Here is a 17,977-nt window from a genome sequence, read left to right as displayed (position 1 = left end):
TTCTCGTAGGACTCTTGCATTCCCTGCTTCATGCCGGTTTATCCCGGCGCACTGCATTGGCGATTTATCACTCATCGAGAATCTGGACTCGCCCAAGTCAGAACATTACAAATAGCTCGCGTTGGAAGGCTACAACGAAACTCAATCACTCTACATCCAATGTATTGGAACACCAGCCATTGGAAGCTTGCCAGACGCCTCCATTCGCTTAAATGAAAGATTTCCCCTTTAGCCACCATTCCTCGAGGCGCTCTTTATGCATGCGAGTAGTGGACGGCATAGCATATTTGGCCGCGGAGCAACTCATGCCAAAATCAGCGATTAATCTTATCAAAGATCAGATCGACGAGTCTCAGCACGATATCGAATCCATCGGAATCTACATAGATAAACAGGATGAAGCCTCGATTTCATTGGAGCAAATGTCTTGCCTGCGTGGTCTTCAGGAGATGTACCGAGAAAGAATCCTCGGCCAGCAGGCAGAGATTCTTGAGTCTGAATTGAAATTAGGATCCGGCATTCTCAGTGTGTCGGCACTATGAAGCCGCGAGATGCTCTCCTTACCTTCCAATGCTTTTCGTCTGATTTGGTTCAAGTTATTGAAATGATCGATGGCAGAAAAACTCATCACCAGGAGGTTCAACGACATCCTGATGTCGTCACTGAGATGGAAAAGAAATATATGTTCTTTGGAGAACAGGCGGATATAGCAAGGAAGCAGATCATGCGAAGCCGATCCTGTGTCTTCAATGTCTATTTTCGAGAACCTTAACCTCTACTGCTGAGCAGCCTCTCTCGCTCTCAGAGAACCGGTAGTAGTGGAATGGACGCAATTTAGTTCAAGATGCTTGTTTCAGCTATGAGGCGATCACATCTCATTGCTGCCAAACTTCTTCGGAGAGACTCGCCGTGACAGCCTCCAACAATATTTCCGACGTAAACGGCTTTTCCAGAAATTTCTTCACGCCGAGGCTGGACAGCTCCGCGAGATCGACGTCCGTGTAAGCACTCATAGAGATAACGCCAGAAATAGAAAATCCGCGTTCCCGAATCGTTCTGATTAGCATCATCCCATCCATCTTCGGCATATGAACATCAGTGATCAGCACGTCGACCTTTCGCTTTTCGAGGATCGCCAGCGCCTCCAATCCATTCGACGCTGTTAATACCTGCTGATAACCGCCCCGTTTTAGCCAGAGAGCACAGACTTCCTGCAGAATTGGCTCGTCATCAACGATCAGAATCGTCACTTCATCCAGCGTCATTGTTCCTCCTCAATATGATGATCACTGCCAGGAGATTCGCCTATGCGTTCAGGCCGAGTGGCATCCATAGGCAGAATCACCGAAAATGTTGTTCCCAGTTGGGGTCCAACCGTCGCAGTTCGGACCTGGATAAACCCGCCATGTTTATCGACGATCTGTTTACTTACCCATAGACCAAGACCGTTTCCGATGGCTCCCTTTGTAGTGAAGAATGCTTCGAAGATCTGAGACAGCACGGATTCACCGATGCCCTGACCATTGTCGGAGACGGTAATTCTCACACGTTGACTTCGATCAGTAGGGCTCGTCGAGATGGAAGCCCGCAACACGACCCTACCAGCGCTGTCGATTGAATCGAGGCTGTTCAATAAAAGATTGGAGATGACCTGCCGCACCTCTCCCTGCATCGCCATCATTTGGAGCTCTGCATCGCACTGCTTCTCGACAATAGCCGACCTCGACTGAATCCTGGACTTCAACAGGTCAAGAACTGAATCAAGCAGAGGAGCAACATAGAATGCTGCAAGGTGCAGCGATTCACGATAAAAGCCGAGCGTCTGCCGGGTGATGTGAGCAATCCGCTTTAACTCCCCGTCGGCCCTTTCCAGATTTTCGGCGACTGATGCGGACAAATTATCAGTATTTTGCATTAGGTAGACTATGCCCATGACCGCCGCCAGGGGATTATTGATCTCGTGTGCAAGGACGGCGGCCATACGCCCGACCGAAGCCAGCTTCTCGCTGCGGATCAGGGCCGCCTCCGTATTTTTTCGCGCGACGATTTCGGACTGCAGTTTGGTGGCTAGAAGCTCAGCTACTTCCGTTAGTTCATGCTGACGCACCGAACCCAACAGTAATGCCTGGTTCATTGCGGTCGCATCCTGATGAAAAGATGTTGTTTCTATCACCTGAATGGCGATTCCAAGTGTGCGGTGGTCTGCCGCAAACACTGGCCACATCGCATAGGACCAGTACAGAGGATTGGAAGCTGAATGTGCGGTGCCGGTATGGGTTCCGGATTTTCCGGTTCGACAAACCCATCGGAAGAGGGACAGAAAGTCCTCTCCAGCAGCTGTAAGATCGGTAAAGTCGCTCCCTATCAATTTTTCTTTGGTTTTACCTGCGAGCAGGCAGAAAGCGGGATTGACGTATCGAATGATATGAGTCCCCGTCTCCAACTCTGCCATGGGCATGGGCGACCCCTCAGTGACAGGTTGGTCCAGACCCGACCCGGTTGGCGGCTGCTTCCGATTATTTGCCTGGTCGGCTGCCATCGATCGCCTTCACTTTATTTCGGTTGTGTTGTCCAATAGTTGGTTTCTTCTGGATAAGAACAGGTTTATGGACCGCTCTCGCCATCGATTCTGCTCTGGCCATTCGCAGCAGATCCTCAATCGGACCGGGACGCCCGAAGAGAAAGCCCTGGTAGGCATGGCAGCCGTGGAGCGCGAGGAACTTCCGTTGCCCCTCGGTTTCCACCCCCTCGGCAATAACTTCAATGTTCAGGCTTTCTCCCAAAGCGATGATCGTTCGGGCGATCGCTGCGTCATTTGGATTCGTAAGTGCATCCGCTATAAAGGAGCGGTCCAGCTTCAACTGGTCCAGAGGCATGTTTTTGAGATAGGTCAGAGACGAATAGCCGATGCCGAAATCGTCTATAGAAAAGCGCACCCCTCGAGTCTTCAGCGCATTCATCTTTGCGAGCGTTTCATCAACGGTGGTGAACATTGCGCTTTCTGTTAGCTCGAGCATCAGCTTCCGTGGGTCGATACCGAAACGGTCAATCGCGGTTAATGTCCGTGACACAAACTCCGGATGGCAAAATTCGTGGGCGCTCACATTGATTGCCAATCTGAGATGCGCGGTTGCTAAATTGGCGCTCCAGGCGACTAATTGAGCGCAGGCAGTTTCGAGAACCCACTGTCCGACGAATTCGATCAGCCCACTCTCTTCTGCGAATGGAATGAATTCTGCCGGAGAAACGAGGCCGCGTGTTGGATGTCTCCAGCGAACCAGAGCTTCGGCGCCTGTTAGTCTGCCGTCGTGATCTACCTGAGGTTGATAAAAAAGGACAAATTGTCTCTCTTGTAGTGCCTTTCGCAAATCCGCGTCCAGTATTGCTTTGGTAGTCGCCACAATCTGCATCTCCGGATCAAAAAAGCGCAGCCGGTTGCGGCCAGCCGACTTCGCACAATAGACGGCGAGGTCGGCACGCTTCAGCAGATCTTCCAAACTATCCTGTCCTCCGTTGAACAATGTCGCCCCTATGCTGCCGGACGTGCGATATTCGCTACCGGCGAGCAAGTAAGGCTCGCTGAGAGTTTTGAGTAATTTTTCTCCGACTTTTTGTGTCTGCGTCGACGCCTCCATCGGGTGTCTGCTCAAATCCGCCAACATGACGACGAACTCGTCGCCACCCAGACGAGCCACGGTATCGCCCTCCCGAACACAGGCTGAAAGCCTGAGCGCCACTTGTTGGAGCAGCAGGTCGCCGACAAAGTGGCCCTGCGTATCGTTTAGCGTCTTGAACCCGTCAAGGTCGATAAAAAGAATGGCGCCGTGCCGCAGCGTATGGGCGCAGTCAGTGACCGCTGCTTGCAACCGGCCTAACAGAAACCGCCGGTTGGGCAACTGAGTGAGCGAATCGTAGAATGCCAGGTGCTCGATCTCCGTCTCCGTCCGCTTCCGCTCGGTAATATCAACGATGGTGATGCGCACAAGAGGGTCTGCGCCCTCCGCAAGGGCCCGCACGCAATCAAGTTGGGCGTGGAAGACAGAGCCATCGCCGCGCCGAAGCGCCAGATCAAACGTCTGCCGCTTTCCTTGTTTAGCAACTCTCTTGAACAGCAGACAGTAGCGTTTGAGATCGTGCGGAGCCACGAATTGAACGAAGCGGCGACCAAGCAAATGGGTTCGCACTTCCCCAAGCAGAAGGGCACCATTCAGGTTGACTTCTGAGATGAGCGCATTGGCGTCAAGAGTGAGATAGCCGATTGGGGCGAACTCATAGAGGTCCAGATACCGTTTCTGGCTGCCTATCAGCGCCTCATGGGCCTGCTTACTTACCAACATCTCCGCTCGCAAGCGCTCAAGGAGATTCTGGGCCTCTTCGGTGAGTTCATGTTGGCGCACCGAGCCCGTCATCAAAGCCTGATTCATAGCTACAGCTTCCCAGTGGAGGGAGATCGTTTCAGTCACGACAAGGATGATGCCCAACGGATTGTTATCCCCCGTAGGAACAGGCCAAATCGAATAGGACCGATACATAGGATTGAAGGCAGACTGCTCGTCTTCGATGTGAGTAATGGCTTGCCCACCCGCATACACGAGATTAAGAGAGGTTAGACACTTCTCTTCTGCAGGCGCGATGTCCGAAAAAGCACGCCCTATCAACTTTTCTTTCGGTATAGCCGTGAACCGGCAAAAAGCAGGATTGACGTAACGAAGAATGTGCTCGGCACCCTCTACCTCGGCCATGGGCAAAGGGGAGCCATCGGCTATCGCAAACCAGCTCATTCTGAGGAGGGATATTTCCGGTTGTATGGTATTTTGCAGCTCTGCTACCATCGATCACCTCTGCTTCACGTTGTGAAGTCGCTGGATTTCTCAACAATGCCAGGGCCTTTCGTTCGAGTGGGGAGCCCGGTAATGAGCTTCGTATAGTCTTTGAGGCAGTCGCCGATGTCGATCCCGTCCGAGGTAATACGATATTCGCGGATGTCTGAACTGTGTGCACCACCTCGCATTTTGACTACCATCATGATCTTCCGAAGCTGCCCGTCAATCTCCACATAACGCATCCGAACGATATCGTCGGTCAAGAACGAGATGGCATAGGTGCTGAAAAGCAATTCAGTAAATGATTCAGTCATCTCAAGCGTGCTCAGGACGGTGATGCCCTTACCGGTCAACGCAAAGATCATGCGGTAGAGCGACTCTCGAAAATCGATGCGAAATCCGGGCGCAAGCGCGAGTTCAAAACCAGCCAGTGAATCGATGACGAGTCGCTTTGCACCTGTACGCTCGATTGCATCCAGGATCTCCTGCATCATCTCGTCGACGGAAAGGTCAAGAGGACGGAGGTAAATCACTTCGAGATCACCTTGTCTCAGCGGCGTCGCAAGGTCGAGTCCGAAGGTCGCTGCACGTCCGGCGTATTCCTCCGGCCGCTCTTCGAAGACCGCCACAATGCCGGGCTCTCCCGCACGTATGCCGGCAGCGATGAATTGGGTTGCCATCAGCGATTTGCCCGTGCCAGACGGTCCCGCGATCAACAGGCTATCCCCCTGAGGAATGCCTCCTCCCATCATCTCGTCCAGTGCGGCTATGCCGGTGGAGAGGCGCTTCTTTATGGCAGCCTTCGGCTTCCTCGCCATAAGCCCAAGCGTTCGAGAGAAGGCCTGCAGACCTGAATCCGTAATACGAAACGTGTGCAACCCCGGCACTGACATCTGCCCACGCAGCTTCATGATCTGCAGCTTCCGCACGACGGAGTTCCGCTCGACTTGCTGATAAAGCCAGAAGAGACCGTCTGCCACCGTGAAGACCGGATTATCCTGCATCTCCGACTCTCCATACTCTCCTATAAGGAACGTCGTTGCTTCCGCGCTGGTAAGCAGCAAGGCCAGCTCCTGAACAAAGATCTGCGCTGCCATCTCGCGACCGTCGTGCTGTTCACTCCGTAACACACTCCGAAACGAGTCCACCACAACGATTCGAGCGTCAGAGGCTTCCACCTGCTGGGATATCTCTTTGAGTACCCCCTGAAGTCCCCCATCTACGAGAGCCTTACTTAGATTGATGAAGTGCACGGCATTGTTCAGTTTCTCCGCGTCAAAAAAGCTGTATTGCTGCTGATATCGCAGCATTTTGAGAGCTGGTTCCCCAAGAACGGTGAAATACAGCGCCGGACGATCCGATGTGGCATTGGCGAAGATAAACTGATGCGCCAGCGTTGTCTTTCCACATCCCGGTGCGCCGGCGACGATGTTGAAAGAGAACTCTGGAAGTCCCCCGCCCAGGATCTCATCGAGCCCAGGAACCCCCGATGGCAATTTGTTGATCCTGACGCCTTTGTGCTCTTTCATATTGATTCCTTCCCCTCGGAATTCGTATCGACGCCGGACAGCTTCGGCCATATCTCGTTCAACAAGCGCAGCGTGAGAGGTTCGCCAATGAAAGTCTCCAGTAACCCAACTAGATGGGCGATGAGCACGGTGCCTGCCTCCGTCTCTTCACCGTTTAGACCTTCGAGCGAACCATCCTCTTTGACCTGCACTCCATCAAGTCCTGGCGCTTCACGCTTTGCCAACGTCAGAGCACGCATGAGGAGCGAACGAAAACCTGCGGTCCCGGCCAATGTGCTTAGGGGACGACGCAGTTTTTCACTGACCATGAGCGCCGCAAAGATATTTGCATCGCTAAGGTTTTTCGCTGGACTTTCCAAAGAAAGTAGCTTCTGAGCAAGATCCCGTATCTTTGGATTGATTCCGTTCCGGTTCATCGTTGATGCACTTTTTCATTCGGGACACCTTCAATGGCGTCAAACGAAAGAGCCGGGTCGTGCGAGCATACGTTCCGCGAAACACCTGTTCGGCGCCGCGCCATCGCTCTGCTTCGTTCAGTCGGAGTGCAGACACCAGCTTTTCTCTCCCGGTAACTTCCCTGCACTGGAGAGAACACCTATAGGCGTCTGAGACCTGGAGGGAAGCTCCTCCACAGGCCAGTTTAATCGCTTCGGCACTTCGGATGTTTTGATCCGATTGTCGGTTATATGACATAGGATGCCATAAAACATTGATCCGACTTCAATTTAATTGAGATGAGTAGAATTATCCCCTTGCGACACTGCAATACTTTGCATACAGGCTGTGCCCAGCGTAGAAAAACAGCCAACAATTCCGCATCATTTGATGATGTCCTGATTGCGTCAAGTACTCCCAGAACATTCAAATGAAGTGGGGATAGTAGACACAAATAACAGCATGTTGAACCGAAGCGCAGCCACGATCCCTATTGGATTCTTCCCGTTAAGCCCTTAAAGCAATGATTCCAAACAAGCGGAGCCATTATCAGCATCAGATCGTATGCCTGCTTTCAAACTTTTCCCGGTGTCAGCGCCTATGCCGCCAAGGGAGCGCTTGCGCAACTCACGCGAACCTCGCCGTGGAGGCAATCGACAAGGCATCCGGTGAATGGTGTGGGGTCAGGTGACGTGGTTGCCAATCTCCTAGATACCTTCAGATCAGATGGTCGCGAGCTTCTCGCAACGCATGGCAGGAACGCACCCATCAAGCGTTCTGCTAAGCCAGAGGAAGTTGCCGAGGTCATCGCATTTCTCGCGTCAGACAAGGCCAGCTTTATTGTGGGCGCCATGGTCATGGAGGACGGCGGGATGAGCATTGCCATCCCTAGCGAATAGTAGTGTTCACGCGCGTGATCTGGCGATGGCATTCTCCTAAACGCCATTGCCATTTTTTGCGTTTACTTGCGCAGGGTGAACTCCAACGGGATGATGCAGGCGAGTGATGCGTTCATGTGTCCGGGTAACGGCCAGTCTCATTCTGTCTACCCATCGCCCGGCACTGTAGAACCTCGGCTGGTGAGTACAGGCCAAAGCACTCGGTCGAAGGTAAGTATGAGCGAATTTGGCAACCAGAAATGCTCAGCATCTGAGAACATTCGGGTCAGAAGTTTGAGACAACAGGTGCATCAAACTCGTAAAAATAAGATGTCGGCAAGTTGGAGGATGAGATGGCGACTCCTGAATTAGCTATTTCTGAGCCCGAATCCACCCGTCGACGAAACGCTATCGACGCAGCGAATGCATCGTTACGACTTTCGGGAATGGAGGGTGTCAGCTCTATGAAATTACTTAATCAGGAGTACATGCAGCGACCAACTCATGAGTGCGATGCCGCCGCTATCGCATTTTTCAACGACGCAGGTCAGCTTGAGTTCTGGTCAGGTCAATTTGATGGAATGCATAGACAATTAGGTCCGGTTTCGATGGCTTTTGCTACATCAAGCGCACGATTAAGAATCGGTAAGCTCTTTTTGTTCAATGCGGACAGGTCGTTACCTGCGCGCCGTCGGTGTTCGACCATCCCATCCCAGCAACGTTCGTTTAACGTCCTCTTCGTCTATTCGACCAGCGATGGGAGCTGCGGTCTCGATGCGGGTGGAAGACTACTTCGTCCAAGGCCGGCGCGGCTGGGTGCGGCTTCACGAAAAAGGGGGTAAGGAGCACGAGATGCCGACGCATCACAATCTCGATCACTACCTCGAAGAGTACATCGCAGCTGCCGGCATCAGTAAAGAACGGAAAGGGCCGCTCTTCCGGACGACCCGCGGCCACCGGGATTCATTTGCGCCATACGATCTCTCTGGCGACATCGCGCCGCCGCCAGTCCCAGCACTCCGCCCGCCAGCACCATCCGCAGTCCGTCCCATGCAATCAGCGTCAGAATGCTCGCCCGTCTTGCACCCAGTGCCATCCGTACCCCAATCTCCTGGGTCCGCTTGCTGGTCAGGTACGCAAGCTCCCACGACTGCCATCACCAGCCCCATCAACGCGAAGAATCCCAACAGCGCCGTCTCGAATCGCGGCCTGTCCGCCAGCCTGTTCACTGTCTCCGTCAGCGGCTCTATCTTCACCGGAACCCGTCGGATCGAGATTACACGCACCCATCCCGCTACCGTCGCCTCAGGCAGCGCCGAAGCAACCACCAGCAACGCATGCCTGCTCGTCCAATCGTCAGCCACAGCCCTCTGCAGGAAGTAAATCTCAGGCTGCTCATCGCTCGTCAGCCCGCTGTTCTTTGCGTCATCCGCCACGCCCGTCACCGTGATTCAGCCGTTCGGCATGCACGCCGAACGGCTGAATCCGTTTCCCAATCGGATCCTCACCCGAGAACAGCTTCGCCGCTGCCAGCCGGCTCAGGCACCACCAGCGGCGCGTCGCCCGTACTGTCCTCGTCCGTAAAGCCTCGCCCGCGTATTACCGGAATATCCAGCGCACGAAAGTACTCCGGACTCACACGCAGGGCGGCGCTTCTTGGCAAATTGAGTGATTTATTCGACTGAGTTTTTATCTTTCTTCTCGTCCGATATTTTTTGGGGTGGGGTCAGGGGCTTTGTGATGTCGTCGAGATAGGCGGGGATGCCGTCTACGCGGACGAGGGTGGGGTGGCGTTCGCCGTCATGGTAGTCGATGTCGGCGGTGGTGACGAAGGTGTCGCTCTGCAGGATGAAGTGAATGGGCTCGGAGGTTCCCTTCGCCTGTTTGATAGCGGTTCTGAGGGCATCGCTGGAGAAGATGTTGCCGTTGACCGCGATGATCTTCTGGCCGGGGAAGAGTTTGGCTTTGTCGGCGGGGCCATTCCAGCGGACGTCGGAGATGACGCCTTCGCCGCGCAGCCGGATGCCGATGGAGTACCAAAGTTCGACGCCGGCGGCATGACGGTTGCCCGTGCCGGCCAGGGTGCGCTCAGTTGTGCTGGGCTTGTCGGTGAAGACGAGCTTGTAGCCGCCTCGTTCGATTCCGGCGAGGTCGGCGTGCAGGTTGATGTCGTCGATGCGCTCGCGGATGAAGGTGGCCCAGTCGTACTTGAGGGCCTGGTTGAGGTCGGCGATGAGCTCGTCGCGGTTGTAGGTGACGATGAGCGGGCCGGTGTTGCCGCCCTTGCCGAGGAAGATGTGGAGGAAGTCGGTGAGGGATTTTTTGTTGTCGGTCTTCTGACGGATGAGGGTGTCTGCATCGAGCCAGAAGAGCTCGCCCTCATAATAGTAGTCCTGGCCGCGCTTCCAGTTGGCCCAAGTGGGACCGCCGCGGTCGAGGATGCTGGCGGCGATGGCGGTGTCTTCGGTGCTGCGCCACTCACGACCAGGTTTGTATTCGAGGTTGGCGGCGGAGAGGGCGAGCATGCCGCGGTATTGCTCCTGAGACTTGAGGCCAGAGCGTGCGGCGAGTACGTTGCCGAGGTACTGGGTCAGGCCTTCGTAGACCCAGAGGAGCGAGCCCTGCTGCATCTTCTCGAAGTCGTCCTGATAGAGGTTGAAGGGGCGGCGGTATTTGCCGTTCCAGGAGTGGGTGAACTCGTGTGCGAGGAGGTCGGCTTCACCGAGCTGGTCGGCGTCGTCGGCAAAGCCTTTTTCATCTAAGCCGTTGTCGGAGGATTGGCTATGCTCAGTGCCATCTACGCCGGCTACGTCAGAGAGAGTGAGGAGGAAGTGGTAGGCATTGTAGTGGCGGGAGTTGTAGGCGGCTCCGGTCTCGCGGACGAGATTGTTGAGTTCGGCGAGGACCGAGGGGCGAAGCGTTGAGTCTTCGGGGATGTCGGAGACAACGTCGATGTAGTGCCTGGGCGTGATCTCGGGGGCGAGGGCGAACTCGTGGAAGTACTGTCCGGTGATGACTGTTGAGTCTTCGAGCTGCTCGACGGTGGTGGCGGCGTAGTGGGTGGTTCCACCTTTGGGGTTTTGTGGGTCGTAGCCGTCGGTTGGGGTGAGGGCGGTACCGATGCCCCAGCCTTCGGGAACTTTGATGTTCGGCTGAATGGCGATCTTTGCGACGGGAGTGTGAGCGGGATAGAGGAGGAGCATCTCCCAGGTAAGGACGGCCATCTTCTGGCTGATGCGGCGGGTGACGATGCAGTCGAGGTGGGCGTGCAGGGTGGTGACGCCGGCGGGGACAGTGACATGGAACTCGTAGAGGTCCTCGTCGTCGCGTCGCCACTTGAGGGTCTGACCGTTGCCGGTGAAGACTATGCCGGTGATGGCATCGACAGGGCCGGTTGGGCCATGGTCGCCAGGAATCCATTTTGGGGTCGTCAGGTCGACGGTGCCGGCAGTGACGGGGATGTCGACTTCGGCATGATAGAGCTTGCGAGTGGCATCGGTGAGGTCGGCGGTGATGCGGATTGGAGTACTTTGGGACTGGAGGAGAGACGGAGTGCTGATGATGAAGAGAGCGAGAGGCAGTGCGGTGAAGCGAAAGTTCATTTGCGGAGCGTCCTTGATAACGGTAAGCGTTCAGTCATTGCTGGCAGAGCAGAAAAGCAGCTTGAAGTGTGTACCATCTCTTACTCAATAGGCAAGAACTGGTGGGATGATCCCTCACTATCGATAGTGCAGGAAAACCACGGAATGAGTCTTTCGTGATTGTCTCAAATTTTCAAAATTGCATGCCACATCTGCTGGCTAATCACTCATTTCACTTCCTGGATTCGGAATACAGGCTCAGGAAGGTAAACATGAACTTTGGACAACGGGGATGGATGCGGTGGCACCAACTTAGAATGGCGATTTCGCGACTGTTACGGAACTCTTTTTTTACAGGAACAGATGCCTTCGGAGCGAGGGCATCTACTCATGAGCCATATCCAAGATGAACATCGCGTTCGATGATGTCGGCAGCTTTCTTGAGTGGGTTTGTTTTAGCGATCTGTAGTTGGAACTTCTTCGCCTGTTCCCGGTACAGCGGATTCACCAGCACATCTTTCACGAGTTCTCGAAGGCGATGGCCGTCAAGTTCGTCTAGATGTGGAGGGTAGCAATAAGTCTCCCGTCGCAAAGTGGGCTGTCGACCAGGCAGGGTTTGTGATGGGTGAGCCGACGCCTCACGCTACCGTTGCGAAAATTCTCAAGTTCACCCTTGCCGGCGACATTGCGGAGCAAATCTCCTGTCCGTGGGAGTACGGGAACCGGTCGGCTGCGAATACCATCGATTTCGCATAGAAGTGCGTTAAGGGCATGACTCGTAGTTTCATCGCCGGTGTGGACGGCGGGTCAAAGGACTCATAAGTCGTCACTAGGTTCCCAAGCGCATATCCCATCGGCTCGAAGATGAAAGAAGCACCGAAATGCGAGACGCCGTAGAAATCCTGCCCAGCAAATTGGCCAATTCGTATCACGATCCTTTCCTGACGCACCCAACAAGGGCTATGGGAGCACAAACCGTCATCCCAAGTGGGCCACAATAGTCTAGTTGAGTGAAGAATTTGAGAAGCATGGATTCCTGTTGAGACGGAATACCTCTACTGATCGTGATGGCGGCCAATGCGATCGTCCTCGTATGAAGCATTTTTCAACCGAGCATGTTGTGTGCGTGTTGAAGCAAGCAGAGATGGGGAAAGCGTGAGCCATTCGTTCTCGTCTTCCAGCACACGCAGCTTCTGCGCTTCACTTGCTTCCATGCCGCCGAACTTCGCGTCCCAAAAGATAAGGCCCACGGTGACGTGGGCCTTTGCGAAAAATGCACATCCAATCTATGGCAAAGCTTCATAGGTGACATACGCGAATCGCATGGAGTCCGGAGCCCAGGAGTTGACGTTCATAGTGCCCTGGCCGCCAACAGCCTCCACAAGCGTCTTCTTTGGAGCCGAGACCTTGTCGTGCTTTACTTCGGCCAGCTTCAGTTCAACATGGACGTTGCGCGGATTGTGCGAAGCCGTGCCCGCCGGATAGCCGATGTACACGATCTTCTTACCATTGGGCGAGATGTGCGGAAACCAATCTTCGAGACCATCGCTGATGACCATCTGTGCCTTCTCGTCGTTCTGGCCTGCGCCCGTTGCCGGAAAGCGCCACACAGCCTCTTTCCCCGAACGGTCGGAGTTGATGTAGATCCATCTGCCGTCGGGCGAGTAGTCAGGACCGTCATCCTGATGCACGTTCGAGTTCAGCTGTGTCTCCGGTCCGCCTGCTGCGGGCATTCCGTAGATGTCGTACTGACCGCTTCCATTGCGCTGCGCGACAAACGCGAGAGTCTTATTGTCAGGAGACCAACCATGGAAGTAGCTGGGTGACTCAGCAGCCATCAGTTTGACGTTATTGCCATCAGCGTCCGCAAGAAAGACCTGGGAACCTTTGCTGCTGGCGGTAGAGGCTGAAAACGCGAGCTTCGTGCCGTCGGGCGAGAGCGCCTTATCGTTGTTGCAACGATAGTCATCGGTCAGTGCGAGCCGTTGCGGCTCTGCGGTTCCATCTTGCTTTAGGACAAACTTGTAGATACTGCCGCGAGAGTTTGCGATGAGATACTTTCCGTCGGGCGACCAGTTAGGAGCCTCCCAGATGCTGTCTGCGGTGTAGACGAGATGCGAAGAACCGTCGCGCAGATCGTAGATGAAGACACGGCTGCGAAGATGAGGCTCGGAGCCCTGCGCGTATGCAGGAGAGGCCTGTGCAATCAGAGCAGCAGCAAGGATAGCGATCGCAGTGCGCTTGCGAGACGATCGCAGATGGGTCGAGAGAACGTTCATATTTATTGCACTCCTCTTCCGGTGTGGAAGGCGTAAGAGATAAAGCGATGGTAGCGACGATGCATCTGGAACTACTTCACTTTGCCGGCTGCATTTTCGAGAAGAACATTGGAGAGAACGGCAGTATCAGATTTGGCTGGCAGGTGTGAACAGAATCCGATGCCGACATAAAACGGCCCATCGAAGTGGAGAGTCAGCGGCGGCCCGAACTGGTGCATCGGTTCCCCTTTGAGGCTGACAAAGATGGCAATCGAGTCTCCATGCTTTTCAATGCCGACGCGCTTCGCTTTGACGCCCGCAAGTGTCCCGCCAAAGCGATACTGCATATCGGCCATCATGACGCCCTTGTCAGCCCGGTCGGCGAGGTGGATCATGCCAACGCCATGTTCGCCCAGCATCGCTTCTTTGGAGTCGTCGTCAAGGCTCTGCCGAATAATCAGCACTGCTTTGCGGTCGCCATAACCGTTCGCGTCTGGGAACGTTACATCGGCAGCGAGAGAGACGTCACCGGACATCTTCTTCCACAGATAACGGAACTCGTCGCGTGTGTACCAGATGTTATAGCCCGCAGAGTTGATCGTGTACTGGCCGGTTGCAGCGTCGTAGGTCGAGCTACCCGGAACGACGGCGCTCCCAATGTCGGACTGTCCTTGAAAGATTCCGATGGGCGTCTCGGAGGTCTTGGCCGGCCGATGAAAATCAGTCGGCGGCGGCACCTGGACGTGTGTGGGAGAGCCCGGCTGTGCCCAGTCCGGCACCTCCGGAGTAGACGTCTGGGCGCGCGCCGTGGCGGCAGAGGTGGCGACGACAGCGAGCAGAAACGCCGAACCTAAGAGATTGTGACGATTCAATATGTCCTCCAATGCGATGTGCGCATGAACTGTTTTACTTGCTGCAGAGTAGAGTACCCGCTTCACGCGCCCGGTGCCCAGCTCTGCATCTCTAGAGTAAATCTGCGTACTCTGCACTGCCCCCGAAGCGACAAAGCAGAGTACGCATCAACACTAGAAGTTGTACTTGAGTGCGAATTGAATGATGCGTGCATTCGCCGATCCGCTGATCTGCCCGTAGAGCGGGCTGGTAAGCGTGCTGTTTGGATTGGTCAGGTTGACGTTGTTGAACAGGTTGAAGAACTCGGCGCGGAACTGGACAAAGGACTCCTTGAACGCCGGGATGTTCTTGAAGGCCGAGAAGTCCGTGTTGATGGTTCCCGGTCCGATGAGTGAGTTTCTGCGCGTATCGCCGTAGGGAACGCCTGCAGGAACCTGTGCGAAGGCCGCGGTGTTGAAGAACTGATGGATCTTATCCGTCCGGCTTCTTCCACTACCGAGCAAAGGATTGCCGACGGTGTTCGGACGATCGGTTAGGACGCTATCCAGGTTGGAGTCGACGCCGGAAGTGACGGTGAATGGAGTGCCGGTGCTGAGCGTCGTGATCCCATTCAACTGCCAGTTGCTGATGATATCTTTTCCGACGAACCCGAAGCGATGGACGGTAGGTGTGGCCCAAAGATAAGAGGCCACGAAGCGCTGCGGCACATCGTAGTCAGACCGTGCTCGGTCAGCACCAATGTCGTTTTGATTGGAGAGCGTGAGTGTGATGTTGGAAGGATCGACAGAGGTGATGTCCATCGACTTCGCCCAGACGTAGCTCGCAAGCAGCGAGAAGCCATGGGTGAATCGCCGCGTCAAAGTAGCCTGCAGTGCGTTGTAGTTCGCATTGCCCGCAGGATCGTTCTCGACGATAGAGCCGAAGACATACGTGGACGGCGTGGGCTCATAAGGACGTCGTGCATTGAGACCAGCCGTCGAGGTGCTTGCGCCAGGAACATAGGCTGGCTCGTTCTCGTCACGCGAGACAAAGAACTTACGCGAGAGGCTGCCGACGTACGCGATCCTGAGGCCCCATGACTGACCGAACTGCTGCTCCAGGGTGAGGTTGTACTCCTGCACATAGGGAGAGCTGGCGTTAGGAGGCAGGCCGCTGAGCGTACCGCCGGAGTGGAAGGTAGGATTCTGAAGATCGACAACATAAGGGAACGGATCGCCACCGGTTCCATAAGGCTGGACAAGGTTCGGCGTATCGCCAATGGTGTTGTCGAGGATGAACGGCTGCTGTTCGGGATTGGTGGTGAGACTCACCGCACGCGACGCATAGAAGATGCCGTAGCCACCGCGAAGAGACGTAAGGCCGGTACCGAAGACGTCATACGCGAATCCAACACGCGGCGAGAATGCCTTCCACTGCGTCTTCATAATGCCGTCCGGCACGCCGGGGTCGCCAACCGTCAGGAGCCCAAGCGGCGCGGAGGGAAAGCGGGTCGACTGCTCGAAAGGAACAAAGGTTCCAAAGTTCTTCTGACCGACGAACGGAGCGAATACCTCCCAGCGCAAGCCGAGATCGAGAGTGAGGCGGTGCGTAATTCTCCAGTCGTCCTGCGCGAAGAGCGCGGGCGCAGGATTGTGCAGGCTGTGGCTTGCGCCGTTGTTCTGGCGGAAGGTATTTGCCCGGCCCAGCAGGAAGTCGCCGAGAGCGTTTCCTGTAGCGAATCCGGTAAAGGTGGCCTCGCCCGTTCCGAGATACTCTCCCTGCTCCGCATAGCGGTTCCAGAAGTAAGACCCTCCCAGCTTGACCGAGTGATTTCCCAGGCTCCAGTCGAAGGTATCTTCCGCACCGAACGACTGCTGATGCAGATCGTCAGGTCCGCCCGATCCCATGCCCATGGTCCAGTAGCCGTTGATCGCAATCTGAGGCTGGGTTGCAGGCAGCGCGCCAAGCCCTACCTGACTACCAAGATCAGACCACGTATTTCCCGAATAGAGATTGGTGAGGTTGAGATGGTTCAGTGTGTAGAAGGGTCTGAAGGTGTTGAGCTTGTTGGCCGAGATCGTCCAGACATCACTGATGGCGATATTAGTCTGGTTGTCCGTGCTCTGACCGCCGCTATAGCTGAGGATCTGATTGCCACCCTGGTTTGGGTTGGTGTTGTTGCTGCGCGACTGGAAGAACGTGCCGGACAGCTGATGGCTGCTGCTGATCTGATAGTCGATACGCGCCAGATACTGGTTGGCAGTGGTGTTTCCCGACGCAGACTGCTGCGGCGTCAGACCTGTGACAGGATCCGCCAGTGGAACCGACTTCAGAATATTCTGAGAGACCGGATCGAGCAGATTCGGACAGATAACGCCCTGCACACCATTGCAGCTATAAGGAACGCCCGGGCTGACCATGGGTTGCTGGCTGGGGCTGAGCGCGGAGAAGTCACCTCTCGCCTCAGCCGCTGTCGGCGTAATCAAACTGTTGGACGCGATGATGGTCGGCGTCACAATGCGCAGACCTTCATACGAACCGAAGAAGAACGCCTTGTCGTGGAGGATGGGTCCACCGATCGTTCCGCCAAACTGATTCTGCTTGAGCGGCGTGATGGTCGTGTTGAAGTAGTTCTTCAGATTGAGCGCGCTGTTGCGGAAGTAGTCGTACACCGATCCATGGAATGCATTTCCACCCGAGCGCGTGATGACGTTGACCACACCACCAGGAAAGCGTCCGTACTCCGCGTCGAAGTTGTTCGTAAGCAGCCGAAACTCCTGCAACGCATCCGGATTCGGAATGAGATTGCCGCCCGTGATGAAGAGCGATGTATCGAAGGCGCCATCCAGGTAGAACGAGTCCTGATTCGTGCGTGTGCCGTTCACGCTAAAGGTTGTGCCGTATTGATTTCCACCGGCCGACTGTGCGGAGTAGCTCGTAACGCCAGGAATCAACTGCACAAGGCTATAGACGTCGCGTCCATTGAGTGGGAGATCTTCGATGCGCTTCTGGTCGACAGTCTCGCCAAGCTGAGATTCGCGGGTATCCACGAGCGTAGAGCCGGAGTTGACGGTGACGCTCTCTGTATTGGAGCCGACCGACAGCTTAAACGTGGCATTCGCACTCTGGTTCACGTCGACATGTAGACCCTTCTGCGTCTCGGTGCCGAACCCCTTTGCCTGTGCCGAGACGATGTAGTCGCCGGCAGGAACCGAGGGGAACGAGTAGTTGCCGGAGTCATTGCTCTGCGTCGCATGAGCGATGCCCGTCTTCATATCGGTAATGGTGACCGCCGCGCCGCTGATGACACTGTCGCTCTGATCGGAAACCGTACCGAAGATGGATCCGGTGGTCGTCTGGGCGAAGGCGGCGCCAGTCAGCATGGCCACGAGTGCGATGAGCGCCAGCACAGGGCGGAGCGACCGTCTTTGCTTCAAATATGTAGTAAGCGATTTAGCTGTGCGGAAGAAAGAGATGGTTGGCGGGACGGTAAGGAGCTCTGCGGAGGAACTGGGGCCTGTAGTGCTTGAAGAGAGGCATATAGACACTCTCCCCTTTTTATCAATAAACATGCTATTTGGTCTCCGGAATGGTGCAGTGACGACACTAGCGAATCGAATGGAAAATTGTCAAGAGAATAAG

16 protein-coding genes and 1 pseudogene are annotated in these 17,977 nt (G+C 55.1%); 4 read left to right on the top strand and 13 right to left on the bottom strand.

All coding sequences use genetic code 11. The features are described 5' to 3' along the window. The first annotated feature begins 305 nt into the window (after positions 1-305). Positions 306-542, top strand: coding sequence for a hypothetical protein (locus GSQ82_RS00670; protein WP_158790103.1), 237 nt, complete (start codon positions 306-308; stop codon positions 540-542). A 333-nt stretch (positions 543-875) separates the two neighbouring features. On the opposite strand, the gene GSQ82_RS00665 is transcribed toward GSQ82_RS00670, so the two are convergent. The 5 genes from GSQ82_RS00665 to GSQ82_RS00645 are packed head-to-tail and all read right to left on the bottom strand — an operon-like array spanning position 876 to position 6,768. Next, the gene (locus tag GSQ82_RS00665; RefSeq protein WP_158790102.1) at positions 876-1,265 is read right to left on the bottom strand and encodes a response regulator; all 390 of its coding nucleotides are present in this window, start codon (positions 1,263-1,265) and stop codon (positions 876-878) included. Next, on the bottom strand, positions 1,262-2,539 hold the full coding sequence (locus GSQ82_RS00660; RefSeq protein WP_371417143.1) for an ATP-binding protein: 1,278 nt from the start codon (positions 2,537-2,539) through the stop codon (positions 1,262-1,264). The genes GSQ82_RS00665 and GSQ82_RS00660 overlap by 4 nt, the downstream gene beginning before the upstream one ends. After that, positions 2,517-4,832, bottom strand: a complete 2,316-nt coding sequence (locus tag GSQ82_RS00655) for an EAL domain-containing protein (protein ID WP_158790100.1) — start codon at positions 4,830-4,832, stop codon at positions 2,517-2,519. The genes GSQ82_RS00660 and GSQ82_RS00655 overlap by 23 nt, the downstream gene beginning before the upstream one ends. Before the next feature lie 14 nt (positions 4,833-4,846). After that, positions 4,847-6,352, bottom strand: a complete 1,506-nt coding sequence (locus tag GSQ82_RS00650) for an ATPase domain-containing protein (protein WP_158790099.1) — start codon at positions 6,350-6,352, stop codon at positions 4,847-4,849. Then, complete coding sequence (locus tag GSQ82_RS00645) at positions 6,349-6,768, bottom strand: hypothetical protein (RefSeq protein ID WP_158790098.1); 420 nt, start codon at positions 6,766-6,768, stop codon at positions 6,349-6,351. The genes GSQ82_RS00650 and GSQ82_RS00645 overlap by 4 nt, the downstream gene beginning before the upstream one ends. Before the next feature lie 561 nt (positions 6,769-7,329). Between GSQ82_RS00645 and GSQ82_RS00640 the strand changes: the two are divergent. Together GSQ82_RS00640 and GSQ82_RS24470 are read left to right on the top strand one after the other, a co-directional pair. After that, positions 7,330-7,686: pseudogene (locus GSQ82_RS00640) on the top strand (SDR family oxidoreductase); the annotation flags it as partial. 332 nt (positions 7,687-8,018) lie between these two features. Next, positions 8,019-8,507, top strand: coding sequence for a hypothetical protein (locus tag GSQ82_RS24470; RefSeq protein ID WP_174243013.1), 489 nt, complete (start codon positions 8,019-8,021; stop codon positions 8,505-8,507). 68 nt (positions 8,508-8,575) lie between these two features. Here the strand turns inward: GSQ82_RS24470 and GSQ82_RS25490 are convergent, their stop codons facing one another. Beyond that, positions 8,576-8,761 (bottom strand): hypothetical protein, encoded by a 186-nt coding sequence (locus tag GSQ82_RS25490; RefSeq protein ID WP_158790111.1) that lies wholly within the window; start codon positions 8,759-8,761, stop codon positions 8,576-8,578. Between GSQ82_RS25490 and GSQ82_RS25485 the strand changes: the two genes are divergently transcribed. Continuing rightward, on the top strand, positions 8,755-9,048 hold the full coding sequence (locus GSQ82_RS25485) for a hypothetical protein (protein ID WP_174243012.1): 294 nt from the start codon (positions 8,755-8,757) through the stop codon (positions 9,046-9,048). The genes GSQ82_RS25490 and GSQ82_RS25485 overlap by 7 nt on opposite strands. Positions 9,049-9,169: 121 nt before the next feature. Here the strand turns inward: GSQ82_RS25485 and GSQ82_RS00625 are convergent, their stop codons facing one another. The 7 genes from GSQ82_RS00625 to GSQ82_RS00600 form a co-directional block, all read right to left on the bottom strand. After that, positions 9,170-9,328: a hypothetical protein gene (locus GSQ82_RS00625; protein ID WP_158790097.1), complete on the bottom strand. Its 159-nt coding sequence runs from the start codon at positions 9,326-9,328 to the stop codon at positions 9,170-9,172. Positions 9,329-9,338: 10 nt separating this feature from the next. Next, the gene (locus GSQ82_RS00620) at positions 9,339-11,267 is read right to left on the bottom strand and encodes a PDZ domain-containing protein (RefSeq protein ID WP_158790096.1); all 1,929 of its coding nucleotides are present in this window, start codon (positions 11,265-11,267) and stop codon (positions 9,339-9,341) included. A 367-nt stretch (positions 11,268-11,634) separates the two neighbouring features. Beyond that, on the bottom strand, positions 11,635-11,769 hold the full coding sequence (locus tag GSQ82_RS25320; RefSeq protein ID WP_256370025.1) for a hypothetical protein: 135 nt from the start codon (positions 11,767-11,769) through the stop codon (positions 11,635-11,637). A gap of 532 nt (positions 11,770-12,301) precedes the next feature. Further along, positions 12,302-12,460 (bottom strand): hypothetical protein, encoded by a 159-nt coding sequence (locus tag GSQ82_RS00615; RefSeq protein ID WP_158790095.1) that lies wholly within the window; start codon positions 12,458-12,460, stop codon positions 12,302-12,304. 72 nt (positions 12,461-12,532) lie between these two features. Then, on the bottom strand, positions 12,533-13,525 hold the full coding sequence (locus GSQ82_RS00610) for a PD40 domain-containing protein (RefSeq protein WP_158790094.1): 993 nt from the start codon (positions 13,523-13,525) through the stop codon (positions 12,533-12,535). Positions 13,526-13,596: 71 nt separating this feature from the next. Beyond that, entirely contained in the window at positions 13,597-14,376 is a 780-nt protein-coding gene (locus GSQ82_RS24625) for a biopolymer transporter Tol (protein WP_254061318.1), read from the bottom strand. A gap of 153 nt (positions 14,377-14,529) precedes the next feature. Then, a complete protein-coding gene (locus GSQ82_RS00600; protein WP_158790093.1) occupies positions 14,530-17,907 on the bottom strand; it encodes a TonB-dependent receptor in 3,378 nt (1,125 codons plus the stop codon). Positions 17,908-17,977: the final 70 nt, after the last annotated feature.

It is taken from the genome of Granulicella sp. L60 (assembly GCF_009765825.1).
Taxonomy (GTDB): Bacteria; Acidobacteriota; Terriglobia; order Terriglobales; family Acidobacteriaceae; genus Edaphobacter.
Note: the sequence above shows the minus strand (reverse complement) of the source record. Positions and strands in the feature narration are given on the sequence as shown.